The sequence below is a fragment of the Streptomyces sp. NPDC060366 genome (genome assembly GCF_042725135.1).
Lineage (GTDB): Bacteria > Actinomycetota > Actinomycetes > Streptomycetales > Streptomycetaceae > Streptomyces.
Genome location: NZ_JBHXDC010000001.1, coordinates 978,811 through 990,975 on the forward strand (window position 1 = coordinate 978,811; position 12,165 = coordinate 990,975).

Annotated in this window: 13 protein-coding genes; 6 read left to right on the forward strand and 7 right to left on the reverse strand. The window is 71.2% G+C overall.

Annotated features, from left to right (window positions below; translation table 11 throughout):
* The first annotated feature begins 337 nt into the window (after positions 1-337).
* Positions 338-511: a hypothetical protein gene (locus ACFWHU_RS04190; protein ID WP_187280419.1), complete on the forward strand. Its 174-nt coding sequence runs from the start codon at positions 338-340 to the stop codon at positions 509-511.
* A 107-nt stretch (positions 512-618) separates the two neighbouring features.
* Here the strand turns inward: ACFWHU_RS04190 and ACFWHU_RS04195 are convergent, their stop codons facing one another.
* Both ACFWHU_RS04195 and ACFWHU_RS04200 read right to left on the reverse strand, forming a co-directional pair.
* Entirely contained in the window at positions 619-1,443 is an 825-nt protein-coding gene (locus ACFWHU_RS04195; protein WP_385798167.1) for an inositol monophosphatase family protein, read from the reverse strand.
* A gap of 111 nt (positions 1,444-1,554) precedes the next feature.
* Positions 1,555-2,682: a ferrochelatase gene (locus ACFWHU_RS04200; protein WP_387223792.1), complete on the reverse strand. Its 1,128-nt coding sequence runs from the start codon at positions 2,680-2,682 to the stop codon at positions 1,555-1,557.
* Between the two features lie 154 nt (positions 2,683-2,836).
* Between ACFWHU_RS04200 and ACFWHU_RS04205 the strand changes: the two genes are divergently transcribed.
* Both ACFWHU_RS04205 and ACFWHU_RS04210 read left to right on the forward strand, forming a co-directional pair.
* Positions 2,837-4,102, forward strand: coding sequence for an MFS transporter (locus ACFWHU_RS04205; RefSeq protein ID WP_387223794.1), 1,266 nt, complete (start codon positions 2,837-2,839; stop codon positions 4,100-4,102).
* A complete protein-coding gene (locus ACFWHU_RS04210) occupies positions 4,044-5,381 on the forward strand; it encodes a D-arabinono-1,4-lactone oxidase (protein ID WP_387223796.1) in 1,338 nt (445 codons plus the stop codon). The genes ACFWHU_RS04205 and ACFWHU_RS04210 overlap by 59 nt, the downstream gene beginning before the upstream one ends.
* A gap of 48 nt (positions 5,382-5,429) precedes the next feature.
* On the opposite strand, the gene ACFWHU_RS04215 is transcribed toward ACFWHU_RS04210, so the two are convergent.
* Entirely contained in the window at positions 5,430-6,278 is an 849-nt protein-coding gene (locus ACFWHU_RS04215) for a hypothetical protein (protein ID WP_387223798.1), read from the reverse strand.
* A gap of 487 nt (positions 6,279-6,765) precedes the next feature.
* Between ACFWHU_RS04215 and sepH the strand changes: the two genes are divergently transcribed.
* Entirely contained in the window at positions 6,766-7,818 is a 1,053-nt protein-coding gene (sepH, locus tag ACFWHU_RS04220; protein WP_381793447.1) for a septation protein SepH, read from the forward strand.
* Between the two features lie 100 nt (positions 7,819-7,918).
* Here the strand turns inward: sepH and ACFWHU_RS04225 are convergent, their stop codons facing one another.
* Positions 7,919-8,755: a sulfurtransferase gene (locus ACFWHU_RS04225; RefSeq protein ID WP_387223801.1), complete on the reverse strand. Its 837-nt coding sequence runs from the start codon at positions 8,753-8,755 to the stop codon at positions 7,919-7,921.
* A gap of 254 nt (positions 8,756-9,009) precedes the next feature.
* On the opposite strand from ACFWHU_RS04225, the gene ACFWHU_RS04230 reads away from it, so the two are divergent.
* Both ACFWHU_RS04230 and ACFWHU_RS04235 read left to right on the forward strand, forming a co-directional pair.
* Positions 9,010-9,816, forward strand: coding sequence for a VOC family protein (locus ACFWHU_RS04230; RefSeq protein ID WP_387223803.1), 807 nt, complete (start codon positions 9,010-9,012; stop codon positions 9,814-9,816).
* Positions 9,817-9,879: 63 nt separating this feature from the next.
* On the forward strand, positions 9,880-10,242 hold the full coding sequence (locus tag ACFWHU_RS04235) for an arsenate reductase family protein (protein ID WP_385798180.1): 363 nt from the start codon (positions 9,880-9,882) through the stop codon (positions 10,240-10,242).
* Between the two features lie 213 nt (positions 10,243-10,455).
* Here ACFWHU_RS04235 and ACFWHU_RS04240 read toward each other — a convergent pair whose 3' ends face one another.
* The 3 genes from ACFWHU_RS04240 to ACFWHU_RS04250 form a co-directional block, all read right to left on the reverse strand.
* Positions 10,456-10,818, reverse strand: coding sequence for an iron chaperone (locus tag ACFWHU_RS04240; protein ID WP_387223805.1), 363 nt, complete (start codon positions 10,816-10,818; stop codon positions 10,456-10,458).
* A 142-nt stretch (positions 10,819-10,960) separates the two neighbouring features.
* Positions 10,961-11,437 (reverse strand): DUF4333 domain-containing protein, encoded by a 477-nt coding sequence (locus ACFWHU_RS04245; protein WP_387223807.1) that lies wholly within the window; start codon positions 11,435-11,437, stop codon positions 10,961-10,963.
* 223 nt (positions 11,438-11,660) lie between these two features.
* Positions 11,661-12,110, reverse strand: a complete 450-nt coding sequence (locus ACFWHU_RS04250; protein WP_385798185.1) for a hypothetical protein — start codon at positions 12,108-12,110, stop codon at positions 11,661-11,663.
* Positions 12,111-12,165 lie beyond the last annotated feature (55 nt).

Consider the following 12,165-nt stretch of genomic DNA (forward strand, 5'->3'; position numbering starts at 1 on the left):
GCCCATCGCCCGGGATCCGGGGAACCGGGCAGGTCGTAGCACTGGTTGTGCGGGCCCATCCTGCCCGCTACGCGCATAAACCGGCGGTAAGACAATGCCGTCCGTCCGGCATACGGAAGGAATACGCAAGATTCTTGAATGAAGAGAGGTTTCTCCCGGACACGCCCTGGGGATGACGAGTGCACACCAGAGATCACGCCCTTTACGTGGCATGCCACTACCCGCTCTGTCCCCCAGAGGGAGTGGTGCGTGATCGACCGCCGTCGGCACTTCCAGGTGCCACTTGACCACGACGTCGGCACACCCCCGTGCCATCGACCCACGCCGAGGGGGCGCAATGGACGCATTCACCGCAGGTCTTCTGCAGCGTATAAGGGCCACGGAATCCGATCTCACACGAGCTCGTGAGACGGGCGACGACTTCCTCGCGGAGGTCGAGCAGGAGGAGCTGGAGGACCTGCACCGCCTCGCCGCCGAGCACGGCGTTCAGTTCGGCGCCGCGAACGTGTGACCGCACGGGAAGGACCCCGGTGCCATGGGACGACGGCGCCGGGGTCCTTCCATGTCCGGGCCGGGTCGGTCGGCGCCGGATCGGGCGGTACGGGGCGGTGCGGCGGATCAGTCGTGCCAGGCGCCGTACTCCTCCAGCAGCGCCTGGAGCGGTTCGAAGACACCGGGGGTGGCCGCGACCGCGAGGTCGCCGTCGGCCGGGGCGCCGGGACGGCCGCCGGTGAGCGCGCCCGCCTCGCGTGCGACGAGATCGCCGGCCGCGAGGTCCCACGGATACAGTCCGCGCTCGTAGTAGCCGTCGAGCCGGCCCGCGGCGACGTCGCAGAGATCGACGGCCGCCGAACCGCCGCGCCGGATGTCGCGGAGCTGGGGGATCAGCCGAGCCGCCACGGACGCCTGGTGGGTGCGGACGGTGGTGACGTAGTTGAAGCCCGTCGAGACCAGTGCCTGCTCCAGTGACGGTGCGGGACGGCACGTCACCGGACGGTCGTTGAGGTACGCGCCGCCGCCGAGCACGGCCCGGAAGGTCTCGCGGCGCATCGGGGCCTCGACGACGCCGACGAGCGTGACGCCGTCGCGTTCGGCGGCGATGGAGACGGCCCAGGTCGGCAGCCCGTAGAGATAGTTGACGGTGCCGTCCAGCGGGTCGATCACCCAGCGGACGCCGCTGCTGCCCGCCGAACTGGCGCCCTCCTCACCGAGGAAGCCGTCGTCGGGGCGGTTCTCGGCCAGAAAGGCGGTGATCAGTTTCTCGGCCGCGATGTCCATCTCCGTGACGACGTCGATGGGGCTGGACTTCGTCGCGGCCACGCCCAGGTCGGCGGGACGTCCGTCGCGCAGCAGCGCCCCGGCCCGGCTCGCGGCCTCCAGGGCGAGGGCGAGCAGTTCGGAGGTGAGGGCGTCGGAGTCGACGTCCGGGCGGGACTCGGTCACGGGCAGGTCACTCCTCGGGAGGGCACCGGGCGGTGGGACGGGTGGCGGGCGTACGGGACGTGGGGAACGTCGGACGTACGACGTCGGCGTACGGGACGACGGGGCGCGACGTCAGGCGTACGGGCTGTCGGCGCCCGCGGCGGCCGGCCGGGGCGTCCTGGCGGGACAGCAGCCGACCGGGCAGACGTCGTGGCTCGGACCGAGCGCCCCGAGCGCGCACCGCTCCACCGGGCGCCCGCGCTCGGCCGCCGCGCGCTCCAGGAGCAGATCGCGTACGGCCGCGACGAACCGCTCGTCGGCGCCGACGGTCGCCGAGCGCCGGACCGGCAGGCCGAGTTCGGCGGCCTTCGCCGTGGCCTCGGTGTCGAGGTCGTACAGCACCTCCATGTGGTCCGAGACGAACCCGATGGGCACCATCACGACCGCCGGGGCACCCTCGCCGTGCAGGGTCTCCAGGTGGTCGCAGATGTCGGGCTCCAGCCACGGGATGTGCGGGGCGCCGCTGCGGGACTGGTAGACGAGCCGCCAGGGGTGCTCGACGCCGGTCTCCTCGCGCACCGTGCCGGCGATCAGCCGCGCCACGTCGAGGTGCTGGGCGACGTACGCGCCTCCGTCGCCGTGGTCCTCGACGCGGCCCGAGGTGTCGGCCGCGGCCACCGGCACGGAGTGGGTGGTGAAGGCGAGGTGCGCGCCCGCGCGCACGTCCTCGGGAAGGTCCGCGAGGGACGCGAGCACGCTCTCGGCCATGGGCCGTACGAAACCGGGGTGGTTGAAGTAGTGCCGCAGCTTGTCGACACGGGGCGGCTCCAGTCCCTCGTCCACGAGCGTGGCGAGCGCGTCCGCGAGGTTCTCGCGGTACTGGCGGCAGCCTGAGTAGGAGGCGTAGGCGCTGGTGGCCAGGACGGCGACGCGGCGCCTGCCGTCCCGGGTCATCTCCCGCAGGGTGTCGGTCAGATAGGGCGCCCAGTTGCGGTTGCCCCAGTAGACGGGCAGTTCCAGGCCGTTCTCCGCGAAGTCCTTGCGCAGGGCCTCCAGCAGGACGCGGTTCTGCTCGTTGATCGGACTGACTCCGCCGAACAGGAAGTAGTGCTGCCCGACCTCCTTGAGCCGCTCCTCCGGGATGCCCCGGCCACGCGTCACGTTCCGCAGAAACGGAACCACATCGTCCGGGCCTTCGGGGCCACCGAAGGACAGCAGGAGAAGGGCGTCGTAGGGAGAAGTCGCACGCTGTTCGGGCATGTTCCGATCCTGCCATCCGCCGCTGGGCGTCGGTAAATCGCGGCACGCTCGGGCGCCGCCGGACCGTAAGCTGTCCGGGCCTGTTCATTCCTTACCGCCAGTGCTCAGCGGCCTCACGCGCCGTCACTCGCGACAGCGCCCACCGGAGCGACCCGTGGCCAGTCCCTACCGCGCGATCTTCGCCGCGCCCGGCACCCGGGAATTCAGCGCGGCCGGTCTCGTCGGCCGGATGCCGCTGTCCATGATGGGCATCGGCGTCGTGACGATGATCTCCCAGCTCACCGGACGCTACGGGCTGGCGGGCGCGCTGGCGGCGACGCTGGCGCTGTCCGCCGCCGGGATGGGTCCGCTGATCTCGCGGCTGGTGGACCGGCACGGACAGCGGCGGGTGCTGCGGCCGGCCGCGCTGACCGCCGTGACGGCCGTCGCCGGACTGCTGGTGTGCGCCCAGCGGTCGGCGCCCGAGTGGACGCTGTTCGTCTTCGCCGCCGGCGCGGGCTGTGTGCCGAGCGTGGGGTCGATGGTCCGGGCGCGCTGGGCGGAGATCTACCGGGGGTCGCCGCGCGAGCTGCACGCCGCGTACGCCTGGGAGTCGATCGTCGACGAGCTGTGCTTCATCTTCGGCCCGATCATCGCGATCGGTCTGTCCACGGCCTGGTTCCCCGAGTCGGGGCCGCTGCTGGCCGCGCTCTTCCTGCTGGTGGGCGTCTTCTGGCTGACCGCGCAGCGCGCCACCGAGCCGGTGCCGCAGTCGCACGAGCACCACACCGGGGGCACCGCGCTGCGCTCCCCCGGTCTCCAGGTGCTGGTGGTCACGTTCGTGGCGACCGGTGCGATCTTCGGCGCCGTCGACGTGGTGACCGTGGCGTTCGCCGAGGAGCGGGGGAACAAGACGGCGGCGAGCCTCGTGCTCGCCGTGTACGCGCTCGGCTCCTGTCTCGCCGGCGCCGTCTTCGGCCTGCTGCACCCCCGGGGCAGTGCGTCCAGGAGGTGGCTGGTGGGAGTCTGTGCGATGGCCGTGAGTATGATCCCCCTCCAACTGGCCGGGAGTCTGCCGATCCTGGCCGTGGCGCTCTTCGTCGCCGGCCTCTCGATCGCACCGACGATGGTGACGACGATGGCCCTCGTCGAAGCGCACGTACCTCGTACCAAGCTCACCGAGGGCATGACCTGGACCAGTACCGGACTCGCCGTCGGAGTGGCGCTCGGCTCGTCCGCGGGGGGATGGGTGGTCGACGCCTCGGGGGCGCGGGCGGGGTTCGCTGTGCCCGTCGTGGCGGGAGCCGTCGCGGCCCTGGTGGCGCTGCTGGGCCACCGCCGGCTGCTGGAGCGGTCAACGGATGGGGAGGGGCGCGGGGCTGATGACCAATACCGGTACGGGCGCGGCGACAACGAGGAACGCGACAAGCACCTGGCGTAACTGGGCGGGGAACGTGAGCTCGCGTCCCACCCGCACGGCCTCCCCCGCCTCCGTGACGGAGCTGGCCGAGGCGATCCGTACGGCCGCCGAGGACGGACTGCGGGTCAAGGCGGTCGGTACGGGGCACTCGTTCACCTCCGCGGCGGCCACCGACGGTCTGCTGATACGGCCCGATCTGCTCACCGGTATCCGCGCGATCGACCGGAAGGCCGGCACCGTCACCGTGGAGGCGGGCACCCCGTTGAAGCGGCTGAACGAGGCCCTGGCCAGAGAGGGCCTGTCGCTCACCAACATGGGCGACATCATGGATCAGACCGTCGCCGGCGCGACGTCCACGGGCACGCACGGCACCGGTCGCGAGTCGGCCTCGATCGCCGCGCAGATCCGGGCGCTGGAGCTTGTCACGGCGGACGGGTCGGTGCTGACCTGCTCCCCGGCGGAGAATCCGGACATCTTCGCGAGCGCCCGGATCGGACTGGGCGCGCTGGGTGTCGTCTCCGCGATCACCTTCGCCGTCGAGCCGGTCTTCCTGCTGACGGCGCGCGAGGAGCCGATGTCCTTCGATCGGGTGACGTCCGAGTTCGACGCGCTCGTCGCCGAGAACGAGCACTTCGAGTTCTACTGGTTTCCGCACACGGGCAACTGCAACACCAAGCGCAACAACCGCAGCGCCGGACCGGCGGCCCCTCCCGGCACGGTGAGCGGCTGGATCGAGGACGAACTCCTCTCCAACGGGCTGTTCCAGGTGGCCTGTTCGCTCGGCCGCGCGGTGCCCCGGACCATTCCCGCGATCGCCCGGGTCTCCAGCCGCGCACTCTCCGCCCGGATGTACACGGACATTCCTTACAAGGTCTTCACGAGCCCGCGCCGCGTGCGCTTCGTGGAGATGGAGTACGCCCTGCCGCGCGAGTCGGCGGTGGGCGCGCTGCGCGAGGTCAAGGCCATGATCGAGCGGTCCCCCCTGCGGGTGAGTTTTCCGGTGGAGGTACGGATCGCGCCCGCCGACGACATCCCGCTGTCGACGGCGTCGGGGCGCGAGACGGCGTACATCGCGGTGCATCTGTACCGGGGCACGCCCTACCGCTCGTACTTCACGGCGGTGGAACGGATCATGACGGCGCACGGCGGCCGGCCGCACTGGGGCAAGGTGCACACGCGGGACGCGGCGTATCTGGCCGGGGTCTATCCGCGCTTCGAGGAGTTCACGGCGGTACGCGACCGGCTGGACCCGGAGCGGCTGTTCGGGAACCCGTATCTGCGGCGGGTCATCGGCGCGTAGGACCGCGTCCGCGACCCGTCCGGCGACCGGGGACAGGCCCGCACCGCACTACGGCGACGGCGTGGGGGACGGCGGGGGCGACGGGACCGTGGACTCGTGCGGCGGTGGCGAGACACCCTCGCCCGACGAGTCGCCGGATCCACCCTCCGGTCGCGACGGCTCCGGCGTCGGAGCGGTCGAAGGGCCGCCGTTCTCCGAAGCGTTCGGGTCCGGGCTCTGCCCGGTGCCGGGTGCGGACGGGGGCGGGGACTCGACGGTCCCGGTGCCCTTGTCCGTGTCGGTGCTGTCGTCGGAGGGGGTCGGTCCACCGTCCTGCGGCCCGGCCGGTCCGCCGGGCGTGGAGTCCCCGCCGGTGTCCCCGCCCCGTACGACGGAGCTGAACGTCGTCCCCTTGCCGCCGCTCAGGTCCTGTCCGGCGGCCAGTTCGTAACCGGTGATGGCGAGCATCGCCACGGCGAAGACGGCCGCGGCCGCGACGACGGGCCGCTTCCAGCCGCGTACGCGTGTGCCGTACGTGGTGGCTCCCCCGAACTCGTCATCGGCGGCGGCCTCCTGAGGAGACGGATCGGCGGGCACCTGGGGCGCAGCAGGGGTCGGGGCGGGGGCCGGCTCGGAGTCGTACACCTGGCGCGCCTTCGGCTTCACCTGGACCGAGACCTCGCGTATCTGGTCACCGGTGCGCCGGAACAGATGCTGGAAGACCGTGCCGCCGCAGGTGGCGATCACGCTCACCACTCCGGCGCCGATGATCGTGCCGTACACCCCGAGCTTGGAGGCGAACACCGCCGCCGCGATCGCCGCGAGGGCACTGCCCGCGACCTGCGGCACGCTCAGTTCGAGCCGTTGCGTCGTCACTCCGTCACCGGTCCGAATGTCCGGGTTCTGCCTCTGATCCATCTCCAACCTCTGCTTGCCCATCTGTGCCACCGTGCACCAGGAAGAGACATTTGAGCGAATCGGATAGTTCCGCTTCTGGAGATTGTGTGAATTGGGACACGTACGGGGGATACGGACACCCCCTCAACTCCCCTACTCCCATAGAACTTCGGTGGCGTGGCAGGCCACCCCGATGGCCCGAATGGAGTACTGTGGCGAGCCCTGGGGCCGGACTCCCTCACAGTTGTCCGGGTCTACGGGAGGGGGCCGAAGTGGCACTCGATCCGGCGGCGCGATGGCACCGCACGGGCGCCTGCTACTCAGTGTGACCGGGTCTGTCACTCTGAGTCGCAAACAGGCAACCGTGTCATGACGGCGTTCCAGGGCTCATGCCCGACACGCCGGGCAACTCGGCAAGGTTGTGGCAGGCTGCACCCGGGCAAGTCACACTCGACTAGCGGAAGCAGCGACGCACGTGACGTCGGCAGGCACCACCCGGGAGGTCCCCATGCCCGAACTGCGTGTCGTGGCCGTCTCCAACGACGGCACACGACTGGTGCTCAAGGCTGCCGACAGCACGGAGTACACGCTCCCCATCGACGAGCGGCTGCGAGCCGCCGTGCGCAACGACCGCGCTCGCCTGGGCCAGATCGAGATCGAGGTGGAGAGCCACCTCAGGCCCCGTGACATCCAGGCGCGGATAAGGTCCGGAGCCTCCGCCGAGGAGGTCGCCCAGATGGCCGGGATCCCGGTCGACCGGGTCCGGCGCTTCGAGGGTCCCGTGCTGGCCGAGCGTGCCTTCATGGCCGAGCGCGCCAGAAAGACGGCGGTGCGCCGCCCCGGCGAGAACACCGGTCCCCAGCTGGGCGAGGCGGTGAACGAGCGACTGCTGATGCGCGGCGCCGAGAAGGAGACCGCGCAGTGGGACTCCTGGCGCCGCGACGACGGCACCTGGGAGGTCCTGCTCGTCTACCGGGTCGCGGGCGAACCGCACTCGGCGAGCTGGACGTACGACCCGCCCCGGCGGCTCGTCCAGGCCGTCGACGACGAGGCGCGCTCGCTGATCGGCGAGACGGACGACTCGCTGGCCGTCGGCACGAAGGAGCCGAGCTTTCCGTTCGTACCGCGCATCGCGCGGCTGCCGAGGGATCGTGAACGGCCGCTCGACCGCGCCATGGAACGGCAGATGGAGCGGCCGACCGCGCCGGACCCGGACGAGGACACCAGTGAGCGCGACACCCTGACCAGCCTGCTGGAGGCGGTGCCGAGCTTCCGTGGCGACATGGTGGTCCCGGAGCGGCCGTCGCAGCCCGAGCCGCCGGCGATCGAACCCGGTCAGGTGGACGACGAGGAGGAGCCGGTGGCGCCGGCCGCCTCGGCGGGCGCGGGGTCCGCGTACGCGGATGTGCTGATGCCGCGTTCGGTGGCGGGCCACCGCGACCGGCTGACCGGCACGACGGACCGTCAGGCGGAGGCCGACGGCGTACGGCCCAACCGCCGTGCCGCCGTGCCGAGCTGGGACGAGATCGTCTTCGGCACGCGCCGCAAAAAGCAGGACTGAGCGGAAGCAGGGGCGGGACCCGTGGGCCGGGGCCGTACGCGACGCACGCGTACGGCCCCGGCCCCGGTTCCCTGTTCATGACCTCCCGCACCGGCCGGTGTTACTCGGGGTCGGGGCCCGTCGCCACCGCGCGCGAGGTGTCCGCCGTCCACTCCGACCAGGAACCGGCGTACAGCGCCGCGGGAATGCCCGCGATCTCCAGCGCCACCAACTGGTGCGCCGCCGACACCCCCGAGCCGCAGTACACGCCGACCTCTGGGCCGCCGGAGCCGGCCGTCGCGCCCAGCTCCTTGAACCGGGCCGCGAGTGTCTCGGCCGGGAGGAAACGGCCGTCCGGACCGACGTTCTCCGAGGTGGGCGCCGACACCGCGCCCGGAATGTGCCCGCCGACGCGGTCCAGCGGTTCGACGTCTCCCCGGTAGCGCTCCGCCGCCCGTGCGTCCAACAGCAGCCCGTCGCGGGCCAGCGCGGCGGCGCCGTCCGCGTCGAGCAGCGGAAGCGAGTCCGGTACGGGGCTGAAGTCGCCCTCGTCCGGGGCCGGGATCTCGGTGGTCAACGGACCTTCCCAGCCGGGGAGTCCGCCGTCCAGCACCCTTACGTCGCGGTGGCCGGCCCAGCGCAGCATCCACCACGCGCGGGCCGCGGCCCAGCCCTGACCTCCGTCGTAGACGACGACCGGTGTGCCGGCCGAGACGCCCGCGCGGCGCATCACCGCGCCGAACGCGGCGACGCCGGGCAGCGGATGACGGCCGCCGGCGCCGGGCGGGCCGGACAGTTCCGCTTCGAGATCGACGAACACGGCACCCGGCAGATGGCCCGCCTCGTACTCCGGGCGGCCGGGCGGGGCGCCCGGCGCGTAGCGGACGTCGAGCAGGACGGGCGGCCGGGGCCCGGCCGTCAGACCGGCGAGTTCGGACGCGGAGATGATGACTGTCATGCGGCCATCCTCGCGCACCGGCAAAGGCGTTCGGCTTCGACCCGGTGGGTGATACCACGGCAACGTTACGTGAATGTCAAAACGGTCATCCTCTTGCTGGATCGCGCCAAAAGCGGCGCGGCCGGGGCGCGGCACACGGCGTGGAGTGGAACCATGCTCGGGCAACCGGCCGCCCCGCCCGAGGCGTGCGGCCCGTTCTCCGCCTGCCCATCGCGATCACGACCGTCCCCGAACGGTCCGAGGGGAAAGTGACGATGACCGAGGCAGCGACCCTGCACAGACCCGGCACACCTTGCTGGGTGAGTCTAATGGTGCACGGCCTTGGCACGACGCAGGACTTCTACGGAGCCCTGTTCGGCTGGAAGTTCGTCCGCGTGCCGGGCCCCGAGCCGTTGAGCGCGTACGTACGCGGCGTACTCGACGGGCGGGAGGTAGCCGGAATCGGCCAACTGCCGCCGGAGCGGCGGCTGCCGCTCGCGTGGACGACGTATCTGGCCACGGACGACGCCGACATGACGGCGGAGGCGATCAGGGGCTGCGGCGGCACGGTCGGGGTGGGGCCGCTCGACACGGGCGTGGACGGGCGCGTCGCGATCGCGTCGGATCCGGCCGGCGCGGTCTTCGGGATCCGGCAGGCGCAGGCGCGCACCGGCACCGGGCCCGGCACCGCGGAGGTCGGGCCGGGATCCGGAGCGCACGGAACCCCGGTCTGGAACGAGTTGGTGACGCACGAGGCCGCATGGGTCGGCACGTTCTACCGGTCGGTCTTCGGCTACGACGTGGAGACGACCGGCCGCGACGGGGCCGACGTACTGACGCTGGGCCTCGACGGGCGCCCGGTGGCGACGCTGCGCGGCGTGGGCGAGGGTCTGGGCCGGGTGCGTGGCTCGCACTGGATGACGTACTTCGAGGTGGACGACACGGACGCGGCGGCGCTGCACGTAGTCGAGTTGGGCGGGCATGTGATCGACCAGCCGCGGGAGACGGCGGCGGGGCGGGTCGCGACGGTGACGGATCGCGAGGGCGCGGTCTTCAGTGTGGTGCGGTCGGCGGCTCGCTGAGGCGTCGATCCGCACCAGGCCGATCACCCCTGCCCAGGAGGCACTTGCCGTACCGTTCGGGCCATGGAGATCTGGATCAATCCCGCGTGCTCGAAGTGCCGCGGCGCGCTGACGCTGCTCGACGAGGAGGGCGCCTCGTACACCGTCCGCCGGTATTTGGAGGACGTGCCGTCCGAGGACGAGATCCGGTCCGTGCTCGACCGGCTCGGGCTCGAGCCCTGGGAGATCACCCGGACCGGGGAGGCCGACGCGAAGGAACTGGGCCTCAAGGAGTGGGCGCGGGACGCCGGTTCACGGGAGCGGTGGATCTCGGCGCTCGCGGCGCGTCCGAAGCTGATCCAGCGGCCGATCATCACGGCGGACGACGGTACGGCCGTCGTGGCGCGCACGGACGAGGCGGTACGGGACGCCCTCGGCCGGTCCTAGGTCGTGTCTTCGAAGTAGCGCCGTCCGCCCGCAGGGCGGGGCCCGCGGCGGCTGGTGCGGTGCATCGCAAGGCGGAGGATCGGTCTCGTACTGGACGTACTTGGCCGACTCCGACAACGCGGCGAGGTGCCGTGCCAGGCGTCGCGGGCCAGGCGGGACTTCGAAGACACGGCCTAGGCCGGCGGGAGCGCCGGGTCCGCGACGCCCGGCGGTTCAGCGGATCTTGCCGGGCCGGGCAGCGGTGGCCTTGAGCAGATCGCGCAGCAGGTCGAAGTCGACACTCTCCGGCCTGCGGAACCTCAGACAGCCCGTGCCCATGTCCTGCCCGGCCAGCCGTTCCCCGAACGCCTCGCGGACGTCACTGCGCATGAGGTAGAAGGAGATGTACTGCTTCTGGCTGGCGAACGCGATCTCGCTGGCGCCGTCCCGTTTGTACGCGGGCATTCCGTACGCCATGACCTCGTCGAAGCCCGCCAGCTCCTCCCGGCACAGCTGCCGTAGCCGGTCCAGGACGGCCCTGCGTTCCTGAGGAACCTCGGTCAGATAGCCTTCGACATCGCTCGCCTTGCTCTGCATTCCGTGAGGATATGCCGGGCCCGAAGCCTCTATCCAGCGGGGTCGGCGACCGCGAGCAGCGCGGTGGCGACCCCGAGCAGGACGAACTGGATTGCGTCCAGGCTGTGGACTCCATTCCCGAACGGGTCCCGCGGGCTCTGTGTTACTCGACGTTGTCGTCGGCCTTGAGGCTGTAATTGACCTGATTGCCGTTGACCGAGATGGCAGTGACGGTGACACCGAGGGTGTCGCTGCCGGCAGTGAGCCGGCAGCGGATCGTGGCGCCGACCCGGGCCGGGAGGTGCTCAGGACAGGTGACCCTGTCGGGACGCTTGTCGGTGTCCGCGGCGAGCTTGTCGGAGATCGTCTGCGCGACTCGGGCCTTGTGGACCGCCCCGTCCTCGCTGACGCCCGTGTTCCCGGGCTCTGGTGCGGGGTCTTCACCGACCGGCTTCTCCTCGGCCGTCGGCTCCTTCTCAGCCGGATCCTCCTCGACAGCGGCTGTCTCCTGGCCGGCCGTCGGCTCATTCTTCTTCTCCACCTCGCCAAGGCTGAAGGAGCATCCGGTGGCGAGAAGCACCGTCAGTACGCCCAGCGCCGCCGCGGCCGCAGTCCTCTTGTTACGCCCTGCGTACCCCATTGTTTCCCCCTACTTGTGGGCGATTGAGGCAAAACTCAGAATCCACAATCGACCGAATCGGTTCCGTGCATAAGCTGTCTGCGTTGGACATTTGCGTGATCGACGCCTTCTGCTCCGCCGAGCGCCCCCCCTGTCGGCCCACCCGATGCCTTGCGGGGATGCCGCGAAAGAGGCATCCCCGCGAGGTACAGTCCCGTCAGCCTCGGCTACGGGGACGAGGGGGTCAGGTCGCCCACGCGTCGCAGGCGCCGCCGAGCACCCATCGGTGCGAGCTGATGGCGTCGTTGGCCGAGACGCCGGAGGAGAAGTCGTTGTCGGCGAGGCTGGAGGCGAAGCGCTCACTGCTCCTGAGGCAGGTGTTGCCGCCGGTCCAGTCCGTGCCGGTTCCGTTGAAGAACTGGACCACGTCGGTCCCCCTGTTGAGGACGGACGTCGCCTTGTTGGTGTCGCCGCCCTGGAAGCTGCCGCCGCTGTCGCCCCAGTTCAAGTCGTTGCCCGCGGCCTTGCCGAGGAACCCGACGCAGTTGGCACTGCTGTAGGCGTACATGTACGTGCGAGTCGCGGCTGCGTACTCGTCGTCGCAGGGCAGGGCGGCATGTGCGGCGGAGGCGGGGACAACGGTTCCGAGAGCGGCCATGGCCAGCACGGTCAGGGCAGCGGGAAGTTTCCTCATGCGTGTAACTCCTCGATCATCTGTCGGACAGCGGATAGGACTCTCCGCGCCATGA

What these genes read in the sequence shown, in the direction of transcription:
- ACFWHU_RS04200 (WP_387223792.1), bottom strand. Translation starts at nt 2,682, where the DNA reads ATGCCCGAACAGCGTGCGACTTCTCCCTACGACGCCCTTCTCCTGCTG.
- ACFWHU_RS04250 (WP_385798185.1), bottom strand. Translation starts at nt 12,110, where the DNA reads ATGAGGAAACTTCCCGCTGCCCTGACCGTGCTGGCCATGGCCGCTCTC.
- ACFWHU_RS04245 (WP_387223807.1), bottom strand. Translation starts at nt 11,437, where the DNA reads ATGGGGTACGCAGGGCGTAACAAGAGGACTGCGGCCGCGGCGGCGCTG.
- sepH (WP_381793447.1), top strand. Translation starts at nt 6,766, where the DNA reads ATGCCCGAACTGCGTGTCGTGGCCGTCTCCAACGACGGCACACGACTG.
- ACFWHU_RS04215 (WP_387223798.1), bottom strand. Translation starts at nt 6,278, where the DNA reads ATGGATCAGAGGCAGAACCCGGACATTCGGACCGGTGACGGAGTGACG.
- ACFWHU_RS04240 (WP_387223805.1), bottom strand. Translation starts at nt 10,818, where the DNA reads ATGCAGAGCAAGGCGAGCGATGTCGAAGGCTATCTGACCGAGGTTCCT.
- ACFWHU_RS04235 (WP_385798180.1), top strand. Translation starts at nt 9,880, where the DNA reads ATGGAGATCTGGATCAATCCCGCGTGCTCGAAGTGCCGCGGCGCGCTG.
- ACFWHU_RS04225 (WP_387223801.1), bottom strand. Translation starts at nt 8,755, where the DNA reads ATGACAGTCATCATCTCCGCGTCCGAACTCGCCGGTCTGACGGCCGGG.
- ACFWHU_RS04190 (WP_187280419.1), top strand. Translation starts at nt 338, where the DNA reads ATGGACGCATTCACCGCAGGTCTTCTGCAGCGTATAAGGGCCACGGAA.
- ACFWHU_RS04210 (WP_387223796.1), top strand. Translation starts at nt 4,044, where the DNA reads ATGACCAATACCGGTACGGGCGCGGCGACAACGAGGAACGCGACAAGC.
- ACFWHU_RS04230 (WP_387223803.1), top strand. Translation starts at nt 9,010, where the DNA reads ATGACCGAGGCAGCGACCCTGCACAGACCCGGCACACCTTGCTGGGTG.